The organism is Nocardioides luti (genome assembly GCF_014212315.1).
GTDB lineage: Bacteria > Actinomycetota > Actinomycetes > Propionibacteriales > Nocardioidaceae > Nocardioides > Nocardioides luti.
This window is the reverse complement of the sequence record NZ_JACKXE010000002.1, coordinates 110,379-128,898: the sequence shown is the minus strand read 5'-3', so window position 1 is coordinate 128,898 and position 18,520 is coordinate 110,379. Positions and strand designations below refer to the sequence as shown.

Annotated in this window: 16 protein-coding genes, 4 tRNA genes and 1 pseudogene; 12 read left to right on the top strand and 9 right to left on the bottom strand. The window is 71.4% G+C overall.

The annotated features are described in order from the left end of the window. Positions 1–100: 100 nt before the first annotated feature. The 4 genes from H5V45_RS19640 to H5V45_RS19625 form a co-directional block, all read right to left on the bottom strand. Complete coding sequence (locus H5V45_RS19640; protein ID WP_185254864.1) at positions 101–1,759, bottom strand: CHAP domain-containing protein; 1,659 nt, start codon at positions 1,757–1,759, stop codon at positions 101–103. Positions 1,760–2,026: 267 nt separating this feature from the next. Next, a tRNA-Val gene (locus H5V45_RS19635) sits at positions 2,027–2,101 on the bottom strand. Positions 2,102–2,134: 33 nt separating this feature from the next. Next, positions 2,135–2,205: transfer RNA gene (locus H5V45_RS19630), tRNA-Cys, on the bottom strand. 21 nt (positions 2,206–2,226) lie between these two features. Then, positions 2,227–2,299: transfer RNA gene (locus H5V45_RS19625), tRNA-Gly, on the bottom strand. A 137-nt stretch (positions 2,300–2,436) separates the two neighbouring features. Here H5V45_RS19625 and H5V45_RS19620 point away from each other — a divergent pair. Continuing rightward, a complete protein-coding gene (locus H5V45_RS19620) occupies positions 2,437–3,258 on the top strand; it encodes an aminotransferase class IV (protein ID WP_185254863.1) in 822 nt (273 codons plus the stop codon). A 6-nt stretch (positions 3,259–3,264) separates the two neighbouring features. On the opposite strand, the gene H5V45_RS19615 is transcribed toward H5V45_RS19620, so the two are convergent. Next, the gene (locus tag H5V45_RS19615) at positions 3,265–3,699 is read right to left on the bottom strand and encodes an SsgA family sporulation/cell division regulator (RefSeq protein WP_343061654.1); all 435 of its coding nucleotides are present in this window, start codon (positions 3,697–3,699) and stop codon (positions 3,265–3,267) included. A 179-nt stretch (positions 3,700–3,878) separates the two neighbouring features. Between H5V45_RS19615 and H5V45_RS19610 the strand changes: the two genes are divergently transcribed. Then, positions 3,879–3,950: transfer RNA gene (locus H5V45_RS19610), tRNA-Val, on the top strand. A 61-nt stretch (positions 3,951–4,011) separates the two neighbouring features. Here H5V45_RS19610 and H5V45_RS19605 read toward each other — a convergent pair. After that, on the bottom strand, positions 4,012–6,240 hold the full coding sequence (locus H5V45_RS19605; RefSeq protein WP_185254862.1) for a lipase family protein: 2,229 nt from the start codon (positions 6,238–6,240) through the stop codon (positions 4,012–4,014). 26 nt (positions 6,241–6,266) lie between these two features. Here H5V45_RS19605 and H5V45_RS19600 point away from each other — a divergent pair, with 26 nt between their 5' ends. From H5V45_RS19600 to H5V45_RS19580, 5 genes are all read left to right on the top strand, one after another. After that, positions 6,267–6,866: a TetR/AcrR family transcriptional regulator gene (locus tag H5V45_RS19600; RefSeq protein WP_185254861.1), complete on the top strand. Its 600-nt coding sequence runs from the start codon at positions 6,267–6,269 to the stop codon at positions 6,864–6,866. A 28-nt stretch (positions 6,867–6,894) separates the two neighbouring features. Beyond that, positions 6,895–7,590 carry an NADPH-dependent F420 reductase gene (locus H5V45_RS19595; RefSeq protein ID WP_185254860.1) on the top strand — a complete coding sequence of 232 codons (696 nt, stop codon included), beginning with the start codon at positions 6,895–6,897 and terminating at the stop codon, positions 7,588–7,590. Positions 7,591–7,727: 137 nt separating this feature from the next. Continuing rightward, the gene (locus tag H5V45_RS19590; RefSeq protein ID WP_185254859.1) at positions 7,728–9,902 is read left to right on the top strand and encodes a glutamine synthetase III domain-containing protein; all 2,175 of its coding nucleotides are present in this window, start codon (positions 7,728–7,730) and stop codon (positions 9,900–9,902) included. Positions 9,903–10,005: 103 nt separating this feature from the next. Then, positions 10,006–11,994, top strand: a complete 1,989-nt coding sequence (gene thrS, locus H5V45_RS19585; protein ID WP_185254858.1) for a threonine--tRNA ligase — start codon at positions 10,006–10,008, stop codon at positions 11,992–11,994. Between the two features lie 14 nt (positions 11,995–12,008). Next, the gene (locus H5V45_RS19580) at positions 12,009–12,965 is read left to right on the top strand and encodes a glycoside hydrolase family 25 domain-containing protein (RefSeq protein ID WP_185254857.1); all 957 of its coding nucleotides are present in this window, start codon (positions 12,009–12,011) and stop codon (positions 12,963–12,965) included. Between the two features lie 13 nt (positions 12,966–12,978). Here the strand turns inward: H5V45_RS19580 and H5V45_RS19575 are convergent, their stop codons facing one another. Further along, positions 12,979–13,461, bottom strand: a complete 483-nt coding sequence (locus H5V45_RS19575) for a GNAT family N-acetyltransferase (protein WP_185254856.1) — start codon at positions 13,459–13,461, stop codon at positions 12,979–12,981. Between the two features lie 23 nt (positions 13,462–13,484). Here H5V45_RS19575 and H5V45_RS22070 point away from each other — a divergent pair, with 23 nt between their 5' ends. After that, entirely contained in the window at positions 13,485–14,027 is a 543-nt protein-coding gene (locus tag H5V45_RS22070; protein WP_185254855.1) for an HIT family protein, read from the top strand. Between the two features lie 221 nt (positions 14,028–14,248). Here the strand turns inward: H5V45_RS22070 and H5V45_RS19565 are convergent. Together H5V45_RS19565 and H5V45_RS22475 are read right to left on the bottom strand one after the other, a co-directional pair. After that, positions 14,249–15,196, bottom strand: a pseudogene (locus H5V45_RS19565) (Rossmann-fold NAD(P)-binding domain-containing protein); the annotation flags it as partial. After that, complete coding sequence (locus H5V45_RS22475; protein WP_281386068.1) at positions 15,193–15,315, bottom strand: hypothetical protein; 123 nt, start codon at positions 15,313–15,315, stop codon at positions 15,193–15,195. The gene H5V45_RS22475 and the pseudogene H5V45_RS19565, both read right to left, overlap by 4 nt. Before the next feature lie 93 nt (positions 15,316–15,408). On the opposite strand from H5V45_RS22475, the gene H5V45_RS19560 reads away from it, so the two are divergent. The 4 genes from H5V45_RS19560 to H5V45_RS19545 all read left to right on the top strand — a co-directional run bounded on the left by H5V45_RS19560 (position 15,409) and on the right by H5V45_RS19545 (position 18,519). Next, a complete protein-coding gene (locus H5V45_RS19560; protein WP_185254854.1) occupies positions 15,409–16,203 on the top strand; it encodes an inositol monophosphatase family protein in 795 nt (264 codons plus the stop codon). 12 nt (positions 16,204–16,215) lie between these two features. Next, positions 16,216–16,833: a phosphatidylinositol phosphate synthase gene (gene pgsA / locus H5V45_RS19555; protein ID WP_185254853.1), complete on the top strand. Its 618-nt coding sequence runs from the start codon at positions 16,216–16,218 to the stop codon at positions 16,831–16,833. Positions 16,834–16,882: 49 nt separating this feature from the next. Continuing rightward, on the top strand, positions 16,883–17,797 hold the full coding sequence (pdxS, locus tag H5V45_RS19550; RefSeq protein WP_185254852.1) for a pyridoxal 5'-phosphate synthase lyase subunit PdxS: 915 nt from the start codon (positions 16,883–16,885) through the stop codon (positions 17,795–17,797). A gap of 158 nt (positions 17,798–17,955) precedes the next feature. After that, the gene (locus H5V45_RS19545) at positions 17,956–18,519 is read left to right on the top strand and encodes an alternate-type signal peptide domain-containing protein (RefSeq protein WP_185254851.1); all 564 of its coding nucleotides are present in this window, start codon (positions 17,956–17,958) and stop codon (positions 18,517–18,519) included. Position 18,520: the final 1 nt, after the last annotated feature.

Sequence of the window (18,520 nt, the reverse complement as noted above, 5' to 3'; positions counted from 1 at the left end):
CGGACCCTCCCGAAGCTCATGCGAGGGTCCGAACGTGCAACAGCAGGCGTTCGGCAGTGTCTCGGTCGCGGCCTGCCGCTGGTTGGCGGCTGGTTCGCGCTCAGCTCACTCTCTTGCACACAGGTGCGCTCCACGGTTCGGTCAGTCCGGCCCGGTTGTGGGCCCGGACAGCGACGCAGTACTTGCCGGCGCGAGTGGCAGACCGAGACACCGACATACCCGTGACTGCCTGCCAAGCGGCTGGGTAGCTCCAGGCCCGGCTCCGGTGGTGGGGCCGAGTGAATCGGTATCGCACGTCGAAGCTCGTGACGGCACTCGACTGTGCCGGAGCCGAGAAGAGGGCCTGCAGTCGCCCACCCGACCTGGTCAGCCGGTCCAACTGCGATTCAGGACGCTGACTCGACAGGTGGGCCCATACGCCCGGGAGACCGGCATTGCGGATCGCCTCGATGTCCACGTCGATCGTGGGCTGAGGCCCACCGTAGGCATCCCACGAGGGTACGTACCGCGCGAGCCCGCCAGTGACGGCGTAGACCTCACCCGTCACCATCGATCGAAGGAAGGTGTTGTCCGCCGGCACGATCAACGAGTGATTGATGGGCACCCCACCTGCGTGGGTTAGCGCGAACTCGTCGACCGTCGTCGACGGCTGAGAACCTCCGATGGCATCGAAGTTGGACACGTACAGGGGAGCGCCGCCGGCGTACTTGTACACGTTCCCGGCCGCGTTCACCAGCGTCCCATCCGCGGGGTAGGCACGGGAGTGGTTCCACGGGGCTCCGCCCTGGTTGTCGAGCGCTGCCCTGTCAACGGTCGTCGACGGCGCAGATCCACCGATGTTGTCGAAGTTGGACACGTAGAGCGCAGCGCCGCCGGCGAATCGGTAGACGTCGCCCCCGGCGTTGACCAGCGTCCCGTCCGAGGGGTACTCGAGCGTGTGATTCCACGGCTCGCCACCATGGTTCTCCAACGCTGCCTGGTCCACCATCGGGGCGGCCTGCGATCCACCGATCGCATCCCAGCTGGACACGTAGAGGGGCGCGCCTCCCGCGAACCGGTAGACGTACCCGGCCTTGACGCTCACCACGGTTCCATCAGCCGGGTACTGGCGCAGCGCCGCGAACTGAGCGTCACTCACCGTGGTGGAGGGCTGGGACCCACCGATGGCATCGAAGCTGGAGACGTACAACGGCGCCCCGCCCACCACTCGGTAAACCATGCCGGCGTGGTTGATGAGACTTCCGTCGCCGCTCGGAGCGGCATCCTTGATGTGGATGAAACCTGAGGGCCACAGGCTGCCTCGCGTGTACTTGTGCCAGTGGAAGTCGCCGCCGAAGCTGTCGTCGGAGGTGATGATGCCGTCGGACGTGACCTGCTCGACGTAGGCCACATGGCCGTCCTGCCCTTGACCAGCGCCGGAGTCCCACCACGCGATGGATCCGACGGCGGGCGTTTGGTTGGTGATCGATGCGAGATTGTGGCCCCACTGGTTCGCATTGCCCATGGGTCCGCTGAGCGGCTTGGCGGCACCTGCCTGCTGCATGCGGAAGGACACGTAGTTGGTGCAGTTGTGACCGCCGTAGGCACCCCAGAAGGACTGGGTGTAGACGTTCTGGTAGCCGGCGTTGCCCATTCCTGCGCTGTTGCACCCGTTGAAGCCGGTACAGAGCACGATCTCTGCTGCCTGGGCCGGGGGCGCCAGGGCGGTGCCGGCCAGCACCATGAAGAACGACGCGACAACCGCGCCGAGCCCGCGCATGAGGTGCGACCTCGAGCGGTGGGGAAGACAGCGTCGAAGAATGACCGAGTCACGTGCCTGCATGTTTCCCCCGTGAGAACCGAGCGCGATGTTCCGGCGCAAGTAGAGCAACGGCAGTGAAGGCGGACTGGCGAATGGCGGAGTCTTTACCTTGGGTCGCCGCTCAACCCTCCTTCGCAAAAGGAGTGGCGCCTTCAGAGCCTCGTAGCGCTCAACGGGAACAACAAAGCCCCTGACCGCGTCTCCGCTGTCAGGGGCTGTTCGTGCTGGTGGGCGATACTGGGTTTGAACCAGTGACCTCTTCCGTGTCAAGGAAGCGCGCTACCACTGCGCCAATCGCCCGTGTCGCCCATCAATCTAACGTCTGGGCGATCGAGGTGGAGACGGGATTTGAACCCGTGTAGACGGATTTGCAGTCCGTTGCCTCGCCTCTCGGCCACTCCACCGTGGAGGATGAGACCTCTCCGAGCGGACAACGAGACTCGAACTCGCGACCTCAACCTTGGCAAGGTTGCGCTCTACCAACTGAGCTATGTCCGCATGCTTCCGTCCGGGCTTTTGACCCGGTGTCGGCGTGCGTGAGAACAGTAGCCGATGCCTCTGGGGGTGCAAAATCCGGGTTCGGCAGGCGTGTTGCGGTCCCGTCGAGGCTCCCGGAGCGCTCCTAGAGTGAGGCCATGCGCGCCTGGATCGACGGAGACCTGCTGCCTGACCCCACGGCCCCCGCCATCGGGGTGACCGACCACGGGCTGACCGTGGGGGACGGGGTGTTCGAGGCGATCAAGGTCGTGAACGGCGAGCCGTTCGCCCTGCAGGCGCACCTCGAGCGGCTGGAGCGGTCGGCGGCCGGGCTGGGGCTGCCGGAGGTCGACCTCGACGCCGTACGCCGGGGGGTGGACGCCGTCCTGGAGGACCAGGTGCTGCCGCTCGGCCGGATCCGGATCACCCTGACCGGCGGGCCGGCACCACTCGGCTCGGGACGCGGTGACGCCGCGCCGACCCTGGTGGTCGTGGCCGACGCGATGAAGCCGTGGCCGGCGAGCACGTCCGTGGCGAGCGTCCCGTGGCCGCGCAACGAGCGGGGCGCGCTCGCGGGCCTCAAGACCACGTCGTACGCCGAGAACGTGGTCGCGCTCGCCGAGGCGCACCGCCGGGGGGCGTCCGAGGCGATCTTCGCCAACCTCGCGGGCCACCTGTGCGAGGGCACCGGCTCCAACGTCTTCTACGTCGTGGACGGGCAGCTGCGCACGCCGACGCTGGCCAGCGGCTGCCTCGCGGGCGTCACACGCGCTCTGGTGCTCGAGTGGTACGGCGGGACCGAGGTCGACGAGCCGATCGAGGTCGTCGGGTCCGCGAGCGAGGTGTTCCTCGTGTCGACGACCCGCGACGTGCAGGGCGTCCACCAGTGGGACGACCGGTCGCTCGAGGCGCCGGGTCCCGTGACCCGCGAGGTGGCCGAGCTGTGGCGCCGGCGCGAGCCGGAGCTGCTGGGGCGCTGAGCCCGCTCAGTCGCCGGGGCGGTCGAGGATCGAGGCGATCATCGCGTCGACGTCGAGCCGCGCGCTCTCCGTGCCGGCCGGCACGGCCGCGAGGGTCCGGCTGAGGAAGCGGTAGACCTCCTGCGTGTTCGCCTGCGCGATCAGCCGGCCGTCGGGGGACTGGAACTCCAGCACGACGACGGCCCGGCCGAGCTCGTCGATGCTCGGCCACAGTCGCAGGTCGCCCTGGCCGGCCGGGTCGGTGAGCGACTGCAGGAGCACCGCGCGGGACATCGCCCAGCTCACGTCACCGTCACGCGACGGGAAGGTGATCCACACGGCGTACGGGTCGGTGGGGTCGTACCCGAACGAGGCCGTCAGCTCGACCGCCCGGCCCTGGGGGTCGAGGCACTGGAGGGCGAGCTCCTGGGAGAGGGCCCGTGACATGGGCTGCTGGGGCACGTCGCTCCTTGCACGAGGCGGCCCGGGACGGCCGCAGGTGCTGATGGGACGGGCGAGGGCGCCGTCCATGACGCGGGGACTGGCGCGCGGAGCCCGTCCGCGGCCCGAAGTGTGAAGACGCTCCGGCGATGCGTTAGAGTCTGCGACCGCACCCGGGACACGTCCCGCGGCGCGAGAACGGGCGATTGGCGCAGTGGTAGCGCGCTTCGTTCACACCGAAGAGGTCACTGGTTCGAACCCAGTATCGCCCACCGACACGAGCCCCTGATCCCGCGAACAAGCCGGGAGCAGGGGCTCGTTGCTCGTCCGGGATCAGGGCGCCAGGTGCTCGGCCAGCCAGGCGTAGGCCACCTGGTCGGCGGCGAAGCCGGCCGTGACGTGGTCGCCGGCGACGGGGCGGAAGTCCACGTCGGCGCCGGCGTCGGTCCACGTCGTGGCGAGCGCGGTGGCGGCGGCGTACGGCAGCACCTCGTCCGTCGGGCTGTGCTGGAGCAGCACCGGCATGGTCGGGGCCGTGCGGCCGAGGCTCTGGTGCCGCAGCAGGTGGCGCAGACCGGAGATCTGCAGCACCGGGACGCGGGTGAGCTCGCGCGCCCTGGTGAGCGGCGGGTAGTGCGCCGCGGCCTCGTCGATGCAGGTGTCGCGCAGGTCGTCCAGCACCCGGTGCCCGCGCGGGGTCAGGGAGCGGCCGAGGTGGCGGTGGGGGTACTCCGCGATGAAGCCGCTGAGCGTGTACGCCGTCAGGAACGAGACCGGCCCGCCGTCGACGTAGTGGAAGGTCGCGGGCAGGTCGGCGACGACGCCGCCGACGGCGACCGCCCGCAGCGCGAGGTCGGGGGCGTACGCCGGCGCGATCTGCGCCACCCAGCCCGCGGCGCCGCCGCCCTCGGAGTAGCCGGTCACCGCGGTCGGCAGGTCGGTGCCGAGGTGGGCTCGGCGCAGCTGGCGCGCCGCCCGCATCGAGTCCAGGACGGACCGGCCGAGTGCCTCACCGACGACGTAGGTGTGCTCGGGGCGCGTGCCGAGGCCCGGGTAGTCGCTCACCGCCACGGCGTACCCGCGGGCCAGCAGGGCGCCGATGTTCGCGATCTCGTACTCCGTGCCGGCGGCGAGCTGGTGGGACACCGCGCAGCGGTCGGCCAGGCCCTGGGTGCCGGCGGCGAAGCCGACGAGGGCGGTCGCCGGTGCGGCGTCGGGGACCAGCACGGTGCCGGTCACCGGGACGAGCGCGCCGTGGAGGTCGCGGCTGAGGTAGCGGACCCGCCAGGCGCGGGCGCCCGCCAGCGGCACGCCCGGCGCACTCTGGGCCGCGAGCCGGTGCGCGGACAGCAGCGTCCCGGGGCGGCGCGGAGCGCGCGCCCGCTGCTGACCGGCGGCCACCGGCAGCAGGGCCACGGTGACGACGGGGCGGTGCCCGGTCACCCGTGAGGCGGGGCGGTCGGGACCGATCGTGGTGACGAACCCGCCCTGGACCCCGGCCGTCGGGTCGGGCGTGACCTCGAGCGTGCACGCGCGCACGTCGCTGCCGTGGGGGCTCGGGGTGCGGCAGGTGCCGCTCACCGGCAGCGTCACAGGATCGCCGAGGGGGCCGGTCACGCGGACCGTGCCGGTGGTCTCGAAGGTGCCGATGGAGCCGGCCGGCGCGCACAGCCGCAGCACGCCGGCCCGGTGACCGCGCTGCCGGACGGGGAAGAGGCTGGTCCGCAGGCGCGACTGGACGCGGGTCAGCCGCACCCGCTCCGCAGTGCCCGTGCACGACGCGTCGGTGACCGGCCGCGGGTGGCCGCGCGTCGAGGCGAAGGTGACCCGGGCGCCCGACACGTCGCCGGCGACCAGCCCCGGCACGTGGGGCGAGCGGTGCCGGCTCGTCGGCCAGGCCGTGCGCTCGACGTACGCCGTCCAGATCGAGCCGGTGGCGTTGCCCGGGACCTGCGCCGGGTTGAGCACCGAGTTGCTCGTCACGAACCCGCCGACGACCCCGTGCGCGGGGTCGGGCAGCAGCCGCAGGCGGCAGTTGAAGAAGGCCGTGCCGGGCTGGGACGGCTCGGGGATGAGCTCGCAGCCGCCGAGCGCCTCGACCCGGCCCACCCCCGGCAGCCGGACGACGGCGTAGCCGGCGTTGGTGCCGGGGTCGGCGGTGTCGGCCGGGTCGGGACCGCTGGTGCAGAGGTAGCCGCGGCCGACGCGGCGCGCGGTCTCGTCGCGCACCACGGCGTCCCGGCGACCGGTGGTGAAGCTGAAGAGGTCCGCCTCCAGCTGGATCGGCACGGCCTGGCCGAGGACCGGGCCGAGGTGCTCGCGGCACGCCGCCGTGTGGGCGGCCGTCGGCTCCCGGTCGGACTCGGTGGTCCGGAACGACACCCAGCGGCCCTCGGCCCGCGGGGCGGCCGCGGGGGAGGAGGTCGTCGTGCCGGCCGCCGACGCGGCGTACGACGGCACGCCGGTCGTCAAGGCGGGACCCAGGGCGACACCCACGACCAGCGTCAGCACCGCCAGGGGTCCGCGCCGGCGCCGATGCAACTCGATACCAACGGTATTCATATGCGGCACCCTACACTCGGGGCCCGATGACGACACGACGCGAACGCACCCGCCCGACCCGGGACAGCGTCCGGGAGGCGGTGCTCGCCGCGGCCCACGAGACTTTCGCCGCCGACGGCTACCACGGCGCGACGCTGGCCCGGATCGCCGCGCGAGCGGGCTTCTCCAAGGGGGCCGTCTACTCCAACTTCGCCAGCAAGGAGGACCTCTTCCTCGCCCTCCTGGTGCGGGAGAACGCTCAGCGCACGGAGGCCCTCGCGCAGCTGTCGGGGCCGGGGACGGAGCCCGACCTCGCCGCCGTCGCGGAGGGCCTGCTCGCCCTGGCGGCCGCGAGCCGACCGATCCTGGTGCTCGCCGAGTTCCGCGGCCTCGCCGACGGCGACGCCGCCCTGGCGCGACGGCTGGCCGAGGTCCGCGGCGCGACCGTCGACGCCTCCACCGAGCTGCTGTCCGGCGCGGCAGCGGCGTGGGGGCTGGAGCTGGTCGTGCCGGCCCGTGAGGCGGCGGTGGTGCTGCTGGCGCTCGTCAACGGGCTCGCCCTCGAGCAGGTCGGCACGGACGAGGCGCTCGTCGGCGTCGAGACGGTGACCGCGGTGCTGCGCGGGCTGGTGACCGGCACGGAATGATCCGCCGCTCCGCGCCGTTCGGTCTCGCATGACCACCATCGGACTCATCGGCGCAGGACACATCGGCAGCACCGTCGCGAGGTTGGCCGTCGCGGCCGGCCACGACGTCGTGCTCAGCAACAGCAGGGGTCCGGAGACGCTGGCCGACCTCGTCGCGGAGCTCGGCGACCACGCCCGGGCCGCCACCTCGACCGAGGCCGCGGAGGCCGGCGACGTCGTCGTCGTGACCGTGCCGCTCAAGGCCTACCGCGACGTCCCGGTCGAGCCGCTGCGCGGCAAGGTCGTGATCGACACCAACAACTACTACCCGCAGCGCGACGGGCACATCGCCGAGCTCGACGACGAGTCGACGACCGTGAGCGAGCTGCTCCAGGCGCACCTGCCGGAGTCGCACGTGGTGAAGACCTTCAACAACATCTACTTCGAGCACCTCCTCGGCCTGGCGCGGCCCCGTGGCGCCGACGACCGCAGCGCGCTGGCCATCGCCGGCGACGACGAGGGCGCCAAGAAGACCGTGACCGACCTGCTCGACGACCTGGGGTACGACGTCGTCGACGCCGGCCCGCTGGCCGAGGGGTGGCGCTACCAGCGCGACACGGCGGCGTACGGCACGCCGTACACCACGGGCTGGGGCACCGACGAGATGACGATGAGGACCGGCGACGCGGCGACGGTGCGGGACCTGCTCGCGCAGTCGCAGCGCTACCGCGACATGGAGGGCTGACCCGCCCCGTCACGACGGCTGTTGAAGTTTCACGCAGCCGAAACACGCGCGACCCCGGACGGTGCACCTGGGCCACCTACGTTGACGGAGATCTCGGGCCGTCAGCCGTCAGAGGCTCTATCGCAGGGGAATGTCGCGTGAGTGGAAACAAGGTTCGTCTCCAGGCGATCAAGGACGTCGAGGCGTACGTCCCGCCGGCCGTCAGCTTCACGCCGGGCGAGGCGCCGGGAGAGATCTTCGGGGAGAACGTCTTCAGTACCACGGTGATGCAGAAGCGGCTCCCGAAGTCGGTCTACAAGTCGGTGCTGGCCACCATCGAGGGCTCGGCGCCGCTCGACCCCCTGGTCGCGGACGCGGTCGCGAGCGCCATGAAGGACTGGGCGCTGGAGAAGGGCGCGACCCACTACGCGCACGTCTTCTACCCGCTCACCGGCCTGACGGCCGAGAAGCACGACAGCTTCCTCGACCCGGTCGGCGACGGGACCGCGCTGGCGGAGTTCGCCGGCAAGACGCTGGTGCAGGGCGAGCCGGACGCCTCGAGCTTCCCGAACGGCGGTCTGCGCAACACCTTCGAGGCGCGCGGCTACACGGGCTGGGACGTGATGAGCCCGGCGTACGTCCTGGAGAACCCGAACGGCAACACGCTCTGCATCCCGACCGTCTTCGTCTCGATGACGGGGGAGGCGCTCGACCACAAGACGCCGCTCCTGCGCTCGCAGAGCGCGATGGCCGACCACGCCGAGCGGGTGCTGCGGCTCTTCGGTCACGAGCCGTCGCGCGTGGTGTCCTACTGCGGGCCGGAGCAGGAGTACTTCCTCGTCGACAGCCACTTCTTCCTGGCGCGGCCCGACCTGATCAACGCCGGCCGCACGCTCTTCGGGGCGAAGCCGCCGAAGGGCCAGGAGTTCGACGACCACTACTTCGGGGCGATCCCCGAGCGCGTGCTCGGCTTCATGATGGACACGGAGCGGGAGCTCTTCAAGCTCGGCATCCCGGCCAAGACCCGCCACAACGAGGTCGCCCCCGGCCAGTTCGAGATCGCGCCGATGTTCGAGCGCGCGAACGTCGCCTCCGACCACCAGCAGCTGCTGATGACGACCTTCAAGAGCGTCGCGCGCAAGCACGGCATGGAGTGCCTCTTCCACGAGAAGCCCTTCGACGGCGTCAACGGCTCGGGCAAGCACGTGAACTTCTCCCTCGGCAACGCCACCGAGGGCAACCTCCTGCTGCCGGGCGACACCCCGCACGACAACGCGCAGTTCCTCGTCTTCTGCGCCGCCGTGATCCGCGCGGTGCACAAGTACGGCGGCCTGCTGCGCTCGTCGGTCGCCTCGGCCAGCAACGACCACCGGCTCGGCGCGAACGAGGCGCCGCCGGCGATCATCTCGATCTTCCTCGGCGACCAGCTCGCCGACGTCTTCGACCAGATCGCCAAGGGCGGTGCGACCCGGTCGAAGGAGAAGGGCACGATGATGATCGGCGTCGACTCGCTGCCCGACCTGCCGACCGACCCGGGCGACCGCAACCGCACCAGCCCGTTCGCCTTCACCGGCAACCGCTTCGAGTTCCGCGCGCCGGGCTCGCTGCAGACCGTGGCCGGCCCGATGGTCGTGATCAACACGATCATGGCCGAGGCGCTCGACCACATCGCGACCACGCTCGAGACCGCGGTCGCGGCCGGCACCGACTTCGACGAGGCCGTCCAGGACGTGCTCGCCGCGATCATCGCCGACCACGGTGCGGTGATCTTCAACGGCAACGGCTACTCCGACGAGTGGCAGGTCGAGGCCGAGCAGCGGGGCCTGAAGAACCTGCGGACCACGGTCGACGCGCTCCCGGAGCTGGTCTCCGACGACGCGCTCGCGCTGTTCGAGACGTACGGCGTCTTCAACCACCGCGAGATGCACAGCCGCTACGAGATCGGGCTCGAGCAGTACGTCCTGAGCATCGGCGTCGAGGGCCGGCTCACCCTGGAGATGGGGACGACGACGGTTCTGCCCGCCGCCGTCCGCTACCAGACAGAGCTGGCCCAGAACGTCGCCGCGCTCACGGCGGCCGGCGTCGAGGCCGACACCTCCCTGCTCCTCGAGGTGTCGGCCCCGGTCGCGGCCCTGTGCTCGGCGCTGCGGACGCTGGCCGAGGCGCTGGACCACGAGGTCGACGGCGACGCGATGGCCGAGGCCGTCCACTGCCGCGACGCCGTGCTCCCCGCGATGGCCGCGGTGCGCACCAGCGCCGACGCCCTCGAGGGCCTCGTGGCCGACGACCTGTGGTCGCTGCCGACCTACCAGGAGATGCTCTACATCCTCTGAGACCGCTCCCACGGTCGGCCGGGGGTATCTCGCGCGCGCCGGAGGTACGGACGTCGATACGATCGTGACGTCCGTACCTCCCGCACCGCCAAGGAGAACTCCTGTGTCCGACCTCAAGATCGTCCTCGTCCACGCCGATGCGCGTCAGGACACGACGGTCACGACGGGCACCCGGGCCTGGGAGCTGTTCAAGGACGACGCCGCCGTGATCGCGGCCCGCGTCGACGGCCAGCTGCGCGACCTCGCCCACGAGCTCACCGACGGCGCCGAGGTCGAGGGTGTGGCCATCGACTCGAAGGACGGCCGCGACATCCTGCGGCACTCGACCGCCCACGTGATGGCGCAGGCGGTGCAGCAGCTGTGGCCCGAGGCCCGGCTCGGCATCGGGCCGCCGGTCGAGAACGGCTTCTACTACGACTTCGACGTCGAGAAGCCCTTCGTGCCCGAGGACCTCGCGAAGATCGAGACCGCGATGCGCAAGATCATCAAGGAGGGGCAGAAGTTCGACCGCCGGGTCACCACCGACGCGGACGCCCTCAACGAGCTGAAGGACGAGCCCTACAAGCTCGAGCTGATCGGGCTCAAGGGGTCGGGCAAGTCCGAGGACGCTGCCGAAGGGGCCTCGGTCGAGGTCGGCGCCGGCGAGCTCACGATCTACGACAACGTCCGCCGCAACGGCGACGTCGCGTGGAGCGACCTGTGCCGCGGCCCGCACCTGCCCACCACGAAGCGGATCCCCGCCTTCAAGCTGATGCGGTCGGCGGCGGCGTACTGGCGCGGCGACGAGAAGAACAAGATGCTGCAGCGCATCTACGGCACCGCCTGGGAGACCAAGGAGGCGCTGGAGGAGCACCTGCACCGCATCGAGGAGGCCGAGCGCCGCGACCACCGCAAGCTCGGGCGCGACCTGGATCTCTTCAGCTTCCCCGACGAGATCGGCTCCGGCCTCGCGGTCTTCCACCCCAAGGGTGGCGTGATCAAGCGTGAGATGGAGGACTACGTCCGCCAGCGGCACATCGAGGAGGGCTTCCAGTACGTCGGGACGCCGCACATCTCGAAGGAGGGGCTCTTCCACACCTCCGGGCACCTGCCGTACTACGCGGACACGATGTTCCCGCCGATGGAGTTCGAGGGCGCGAACTACTACCTCAAGGCCATGAACTGCCCCATGCACAACCTGATCTTCAAGTCGCGGGGGCGGTCCTACCGCGAACTGCCGCTGCGGCTCTTCGAGTTCGGGTCGGTCTACCGCTACGAGAAGTCCGGCGTCGTGCACGGCCTGACCCGCGTGCGCGGGCTGACCCAGGACGACTCGCACTCCTACGTCACCCCGGAGCAGGCGCCGGCGGAGGTCAAGCACCTGCTCGACTTCGTGCTCGGGCTGCTGCGCGACTTCGGGATCGACGACTTCTACCTCGAGCTGTCGACCCGTGACGACTCCAAGCCGGACAAGTTCGTCGGCACCGACGAGGACTGGGCGGTCGCCACGAAGGTCCTCGAGGACGTCGCCGTGGGCTCCGGCCTCGCGCTGGTCCCGGACCCGGGCGGCGCGGCGTTCTACGGCCCCAAGATCTCGGTGCAGGCGCGCGACGCGATCGGCCGGACCTGGCAGATGTCGACGATCCAGTACGACTTCAACCAGCCCAAGGGCTTCGAGCTGGCCTACCAGGCGGCCGACGGCTCGCGGCAGCAGCCGGTGATGATCCACTCCGCGAAGTTCGGCTCGCTGGAGCGCTTCTTCGGGGTGCTCGTGGAGCACTATGCCGGCGCCTTCCCGCCCTGGCTCGCGCCGGTGCAGGTGCAGGCGATCCCCGTCGCGGACGCGTTCGCGGACTACCTGCACGACGTGGCCCGGACGATGCGGACGAAGGGGCTGCGGGTCGAGGTCGACGACTCCGACGACCGGATGCAGAAGAAGATCCGCAACGCGCAGCTGCAGAAGGTGCCGTTCATGCTGATCGCCGGTGCCGACGACGTCGCCGCCGGTGCGGTGTCCTTCCGCTACCGCGACGGGCGCCAGGACAACGGCGTCCCGCTCGACGAGGCCATCGCCCGCGTGCAGGCCGCCGTCGCCTCGCGCGAGCAGGTCTAGGGACGGGGAGCGACGTGCGGCGGGCGCTGGCCGGGCTCGCCGCCGTCTCGGTCCTGCTGACCGGGTGCGGGGGCGGCTCCGAACCCGGGGCGTCGCCCCCGACCTCCGGTGCGGCGGCGAGCGCGTCGCCGCCCGCGCCCCCGCTCAAGAAGGGGGCGGACGCCGAGGCGAAGCGGCTGGCCGCGCTGCGCAAGCAGGCCGAGCAGGCCGCGGCCGCCGTCCCCACCAACCCCGTCCCGTCCTTCCGCGCCCCGGTGCTGGGCTCGGACATCAGCTGGCCGCAGTGCCCGAAGGGGATGGGGATCCCGCAGAAGCGGTCCAACGGGTCGCCCGGGCCGCTCCCGGCCGCGCGCTACGTCGTGCTGGGCCTGACCAACGGCCCAGGGTTCACGCCGAACCCCTGCCTCGCCGAGCAGACGGCGTACGTCCGTGACCGGCGGCTGCTGGCCGGGGCGTACGCCGTGGCGAGCTACCCCGACGACGCGACCGTCGCCCGCTTCGCCGACCAGGGGCCGTACGACGGCTCGACCGCGCTGGGGGCGCTCGGGAACGTCGGCTACCAGCAGGCGCTGTTCAACGTGGCCTCGATGCAGCGCGTCGGGCTGGTCAGCCCGGTGGTGTGGATCGACGTCGAGCCGGTGCCGGACTTCGACTGGAGCACCGACGTGGTGGCGAACGCGGCGGTCGTGCAGGGCGCGGCCCGCGGCTACACCGACAGCGGCTTCGCGATCGGCGTCTACTCCACCCCGACGCTCTGGTCGGGCGTCGTGGGCGGGTTGTCGCTGGGCGTGCCCGAGTGGCGCGCGGCGGGGGAGACGTCGCGGGCCGAGGCAACCCGGCGCTGCGGCGACGAGTGGGTGATCCAGGGCGGCGAGGCCGTGCTCGCCCAGTGGGTGGAGCAGGCGCGGGACCAGAACGTCACCTGCGGGACCGTGCACCGCGACCTGGGCCGCTGGTTCCACCAGTACTAGCCCGACCGCCCGCTCAGCGGACCCGCTTCACGTAGCGGCGGCACGGGGAGACGAAGGTCGCGCCCCCGGCGGTGACCTCGTAGGGCAGCGCCCCGCCGTCGGACCAGCCGCGCCGCTCGTAGAACCGGCGGGCGCGGGCGTTGCCCTCGACGACCGCCAGCCAGGCCTCGTCGTGCCCGAGCGCGGCGACCTGGCGCTCCGCCTCGTCCAGGAGCGTCGAGGCCAGGCCGGTGCCGCGGTGCGCGGCGGCGACGTACACCTGCTCGACCTCGTCGCCCACGACCATCACGAAGCCGGCGACGGCTCCGTCGGCCTCGGCCACGGTCGTGACCGGCAGCATCGCCGGCGTGCGCTCGCCGAAGGCGGCGCGGGTGCGGCCGGCGGTGAGGCCGTCGGGGACGTGGCCCGGGTGGGCGTCGTGCCAGCCGCGGTGCCACAGGTCGGCGACCGCCTCGGCGTCCTCGTCCGTGGCGGGGCGCAGCAGGGGCTCGGGCACGGCACCACTCTAGGATCGCCACCATGAGCGACGCGCCCCTGCACCAGGACGGCATCGGGGACCCCGACGAGCTCGACCGGCTCTGGACCCCGCACCGGATGGCCTACATCCGCGGCGAGAACAAGCCCGCCGACGCGTCGTCGGGGGAGTGCCCCTTCTGCCGGGTGCCGCAGCTGGGCGACGAGGACGGCCTGGTCGTGCACCGCGGCGAGCTCGCCTACGTCGTGCTCAACCTGTATCCCTACGCGCCCGGCCACCTGATGGTCTGCCCCTACCGCCACCTGGCCGACTACACGGAGACGACCGACGCCGAGGCGGCCGAGATCGCCGACCTCACCCGCACCGCGATGCGGGTCGTCCGCGGCGTCTCCGGCGCCGAGGGCTTCAACATCGGGATGAACCAGGGCCACGTCGCCGGCGCCGGCATCGCCGCCCACCTGCACCAGCACGTCGTGCCGCGGTGGCCCGGCGACCAGAACTTCATGCCGATCATCGGGCGCACCAAGACCCTGCCCGAGCTCCTCGGCGAGACCCGCGGGCTGCTGGCAGCCGCCTGGCCGACCTGAGCCGGACCCGGGCCGGACCCGCCGGGCTCAGCCCACGGCGTGCGGGTGCTCGGCGCTGCGCCCCTGGAAGGCCAGGATCGCGGGGTTGACCACGTGCCCGGCCCGGATCTCGATGGCGCGCGACAGCGTCTCGCTGGCGTCCCACGACGCCGCCCCTCGAGCACCGGACGCAGGAACGGGATCAGCGCGTTGCTGTTCTCCCACGTCGCGGAGTTCCAGAGGTACGACGGGCTGTGGTCGACCGCGTAGTAGAGGACGTGGTCGCCGACCACGAACGTCGGGTCGTCGAACGTCGTCGGACGCGCCCAGCTGAAGCCCATCGCGAGGTCGCACGAGACGTCGACGACCACGCTGCCGGGCCGGAAGGCCGCCAGGTCCTCGGTCCGCAGGTAGGTCAGCGGCGCCGCCGTGTCCTGCAGCGTGCAGTTCACGATGATGTCGTTCTCGGCGAGGTAGGCCGCCAGCGGCTCGCGACCGCGCTCGGTGATCACGTGGCTGAGGTGCTGGCCGTCCGGCTCGTGGTCGAACTGCCGGATCCGCACCGAGTGGATGGGTGAGCCGACCGCGGCCACGTCCCGGTTGGTGAGCACCGCGACCTCGTGCACCCCGTGCGCGTTGAGGGCGGTGACGGCGCCCCGGGCGGTCGCCCCGAAGCCGATCACGATCGCGGACAGCCGCCGGCCGTAGTCGCCGGTGATCCCCGCCAGCTCCATCGCCTGCAGCACCGAGCAGTAGCCCGCGAGCTCGTTGTTCTTGTGGAAGACGTGCAGCCCGACCCGGCCGTCCCTCGTCCAGTGGTTCATCGCCTCGAAGGCGATCAGCGTCAGCTCCTGGTCGATCGCCAGCTGGGTCAGCTCCGGGTCCTGGACGCAGTGCGGCCAGCCCCACAGCACCTGGCCCGGCCCCAGTGCGGCGATGTCGGAGTGCTGCGGCTTGGGCAGCAGCACGACGTCGGACGTCGCGAGGATCTCGTCGCGGGACGCGAAGCCGGCGACGTGCTCGGCCAGCTGGCTGTCCGGGGCGCCGTACTTCTCGCCGTAGCCGTGCTCGAGCGTGATCCGGGCGCGGAGGTCGGCGTCGAGGTGGGGGAGGTGCTCGGGGTGGAGCGGGAGCCGGTGCTCGTTCTCCTTCGCGGAGGAACCGATGACGCCGAGTCCCAGGAGCGTCACTTCTTCTTCGTGACGAGGGAGGTGTCCGGGTTGTTCTCCGCGCGCTTGTCGGCGCGCTTCTCCTTGATGGACTTGCCGGTCTTCTTGGTCATGCCCTGCCGCGGCGACTTGTCGCTCATGTGCGGTCCTCTGCTGTAGGGCCTGGATGGCCCCGTGCTGCGACAGTACGCCTGTTGTCACGACCTCCCGACCGCTCGCTAGCCTGCGGGGACATGTCTGGACACGCGCACGACCTCGCAGCCGACGCCCGCCTCGCCGGAGAGCTGGTGCGCGCGGCCGGCCAGTTCGCCCTGCGGATGCGCGCGGAGGGCGCCGCGGCCGGGGGACTGGGGTCGGAGCAGAAGACCTCGGTCTCCGACATCGTCACCGCCGCCGACCACGCCGCGGAGCGGATGATCGTCGAGCGGCTGGCCCGGGAGCGACCGGGGGACGGCATCCTCGCCGAGGAGGGCAGCCGCGCCACCGGGACCAGCGGCCGGACCTGGGTGATCGACCCGGTCGACGGCACCTACAACTTCCACAGCGGCCTGCCGTGGTGGTGCTCGGCCCTGGCGCTGGTCGACGCCGACGACGTCCTGCTCGGTGCGGTGCACCACCCGCACGACGACACGCTCTTCCTCGGCGGCCCCGACCTTCCTTCGACGCGCGACGGCGCGCCCCTCGGTCGGGTGCCGGACCTCCCGCTCGCGGAGGTCTGCGCGACGACGTACCTGCACTACCCGCGGGCGACCCCTGACATCGCGACGGCCTTCGCGCGGGTCGCCGGACACGCCGCCACGGTGCGGATGCTGGGCTCCGGGTCGATGGACGCCATGGCGATCGCCCAGGGCCAGCTGGGCGTCAGCTTCCAGCACACGGTGGCCGACTGGGACCGGCTCCCGGGCGCGGCGATCATCCGCGGAGCGGGCGGCGAGGCCTCCCGGATCGAGGCCGCCGGCGTCGTCTGGTCGGTGGCCGGATCGCCCACGGCTGTGGCGGAGGTCCGGGACCTGCTCGCGGACCGGTAGCCTGCGCCCACCATGTTGGATCGCTTCAAGCAGTTCTGGCAGGGCGTCATGCTGGCGCCCTTCATCAACCTGTTCATCCGTCTCGGCATCAGCCCCGACGCGGTGACGGTCGTCGGCACCCTCGGCGTGTCCGCAGGTGCGCTCGTCTTCTTCCCCCAGGGGATGATCTGGCAGGGCGTCCTGGTGATCACGCTGTTCGTGTTCAGCGACCTCGTCGACGGCGCGATGGCCCGCAAGATGGGTCGGACCGACGACTTCGGGGCGTTCCTCGACTCGACGCTCGACCGGGTGGCCGACGCGGCGCTGTTCGGCGGGCTGGCGTGCTACTTCGCGTGGCAGGCCGAGAGCCGGCTCTACCTCGCCCTGTCGCTCGTGATCCTGGCGATGGGCGCCTGCACGTCGTACGCCCGCGCCAAGGCGGACGTGCTGGGCTACGACGCCAAGGTGGGCATCGCGGAACGCCCGGACCGGCTCGTGGGGCTGCTCGTCCCGGCGTTCTTCGCCGACGTCCTGGACCTGCCGATCCTGCTGCACGTCGCGCTGTGGGTGCTCGCGGTGGCGGCCACGGTGACCGTGGTCCAGCGGGTCTGGGTGGTACGCCGACAGGCGCTCGCCCGCGCCGCCTCCTGAGGGCCTCCCCGAATGCGGCCGAGCGGCCGCCCAGCACTACGATCCAGGCATGGTCGAGACTTCCCCCGCAGGCACCCCGAACGACGGCACCGGCACCCAGCGCGTCAAGCGCGGCATGGCCGAGATGCTCAAGGGCGGCGTCATCATGGACGTCGTCAACGCCGAGCAGGCCAAGATCGCCGAGGACGCCGGCGCGGTCGCCGTGATGGCGCTCGAGCGCGTCCCGGCCGACATCCGCGCCCAGGGCGGCGTCTCCCGGATGAGCGACCCGGACATGATCGACGGGATCATCGACCAGGTCTCCATCCCGGTCATGGCCAAGGCCCGGATCGGCCACTTCGCCGAGGCCCAGGTCCTGCAGAGCCTCGGCGTCGACTACATCGACGAGTCCGAGGTGCTGACGCCCGCGGACTACGCCAACCACATCGACAAGTGGAACTTCACCGTCCCCTTCGTCTGCGGTGCGACCAACCTCGGCGAGGCCCTGCGCCGGATCACCGAGGGCGCGGCGATGATCCGCTCCAAGGGCGAGGCCGGCACCGGTGACGTGTCGAACGCCGTGACCCACATGCGCACGATCCGCCGCGAGATCCGTCGCCTCGGCGCCCTGGACGAGGACGAGCTGTACGTCGCCGCCAAGGAGCTCCAGGCGCCGTACGACCTCGTCAAGGAGGTCGCGGTCAACGGCAAGCTGCCCGTGGTGCTGTTCGTCGCGGGTGGCATCGCGACGCCCGCGGACGCCGCGATGATGATGCAGCTCGGCGCCGAGGGCGTCTTCGTCGGCTCCGGCATCTTCAAGGCCGGCAACCCGGCCCAGCGCGCCGAGGCCATCGTCAAGGCCACGACGTTCTACGACGACCCGGACGTCGTCGCCAAGGTCTCGCGCGGTCTGGGCGAGGCCATGGTCGGCATCAACGTCGACGAGATCCCCCAGCCGCACCGGCTCGCCGAGCGCGGCTGGTAGTCCCGCCCTCGCCGGGGGGTCACCCCCAGGGGTGAAGATCCACAGTCGATCCACGTCTTCTCCACACTTGGGTAACTGACGGTCCACATCCCGGAATCCGGCCCCATGCTCTGCGTGAGGGGAGCCACTCGCGAGTTCCCCACACGAAGGGGACCATCATGAAGAAGGCAACGAAGGGCGCACTCGCCGCCGCAGCCGCTGGCAGCCTGATGCTGGGCGGCGCCGGATCGCTGGCGTACTGGACCAGCACCTCGGACGTGAACGCCACGAACATCACCTCCGGCCACCTCAAGCTGGTGCCCACGCTCGTGGGGGCAGTGCCCGGCACGGAGTGCGGTTCCTGGAAGCTGGACTCCCAGGACTTCGACCCGGCCACCGGCACGATCTCGCCCGGTGACGTCCTCTCCCGCACCTGCACCTACTCGGTCGACATGGTCGGCTCCTCGCTCAGCGCGAAGCTCGACGTGGCCGTGGGCGCCCTGACCGGTGACCTCGGGTCCTCGCTCTCGACCGCCGGCACCCGCTTCACCGTCGCCGGCGGCAGCCCCGTCACCCCGGGCACGCCCACCACCGTCGCCGACGGCAACGCCATCGTGCTGAACCTCGAGGTCAAGTGGGCCGACCGCGCTCCGGCGACGGACAACACCTACAACTCGAACACCGGCAACGCGCTGGCCGAGGCCCTCGCCACGACGACCGTCTCGCTGACACAGGACCACTGAT

Excerpts from the sequence above, each read along its gene's own strand:
- H5V45_RS19640 (WP_185254864.1), bottom strand. The coding sequence starts at position 1,759 with ATGCGCGGGCTCGGCGCGGTTGTCGCGTCGTTCTTCATGGTGCTGGCC.
- H5V45_RS19595 (WP_185254860.1), top strand. The coding sequence starts at position 6,895 with ATGACCACCATCGGACTCATCGGCGCAGGACACATCGGCAGCACCGTC.
- H5V45_RS22475 (WP_281386068.1), bottom strand. The coding sequence starts at position 15,315 with ATGAGCGACAAGTCGCCGCGGCAGGGCATGACCAAGAAGACCGGCAAG.
- H5V45_RS22070 (WP_185254855.1), top strand. The coding sequence starts at position 13,485 with ATGAGCGACGCGCCCCTGCACCAGGACGGCATCGGGGACCCCGACGAG.
- pgsA (WP_185254853.1), top strand. The coding sequence starts at position 16,216 with ATGTTGGATCGCTTCAAGCAGTTCTGGCAGGGCGTCATGCTGGCGCCC.
- H5V45_RS19620 (WP_185254863.1), top strand. The coding sequence starts at position 2,437 with ATGCGCGCCTGGATCGACGGAGACCTGCTGCCTGACCCCACGGCCCCC.
- H5V45_RS19605 (WP_185254862.1), bottom strand. The coding sequence starts at position 6,240 with ATGAATACCGTTGGTATCGAGTTGCATCGGCGCCGGCGCGGACCCCTG.
- H5V45_RS19560 (WP_185254854.1), top strand. The coding sequence starts at position 15,409 with ATGTCTGGACACGCGCACGACCTCGCAGCCGACGCCCGCCTCGCCGGA.
- H5V45_RS19545 (WP_185254851.1), top strand. The coding sequence starts at position 17,956 with ATGAAGAAGGCAACGAAGGGCGCACTCGCCGCCGCAGCCGCTGGCAGC.
- H5V45_RS19600 (WP_185254861.1), top strand. The coding sequence starts at position 6,267 with ATGACGACACGACGCGAACGCACCCGCCCGACCCGGGACAGCGTCCGG.
- pdxS (WP_185254852.1), top strand. The coding sequence starts at position 16,883 with ATGGTCGAGACTTCCCCCGCAGGCACCCCGAACGACGGCACCGGCACC.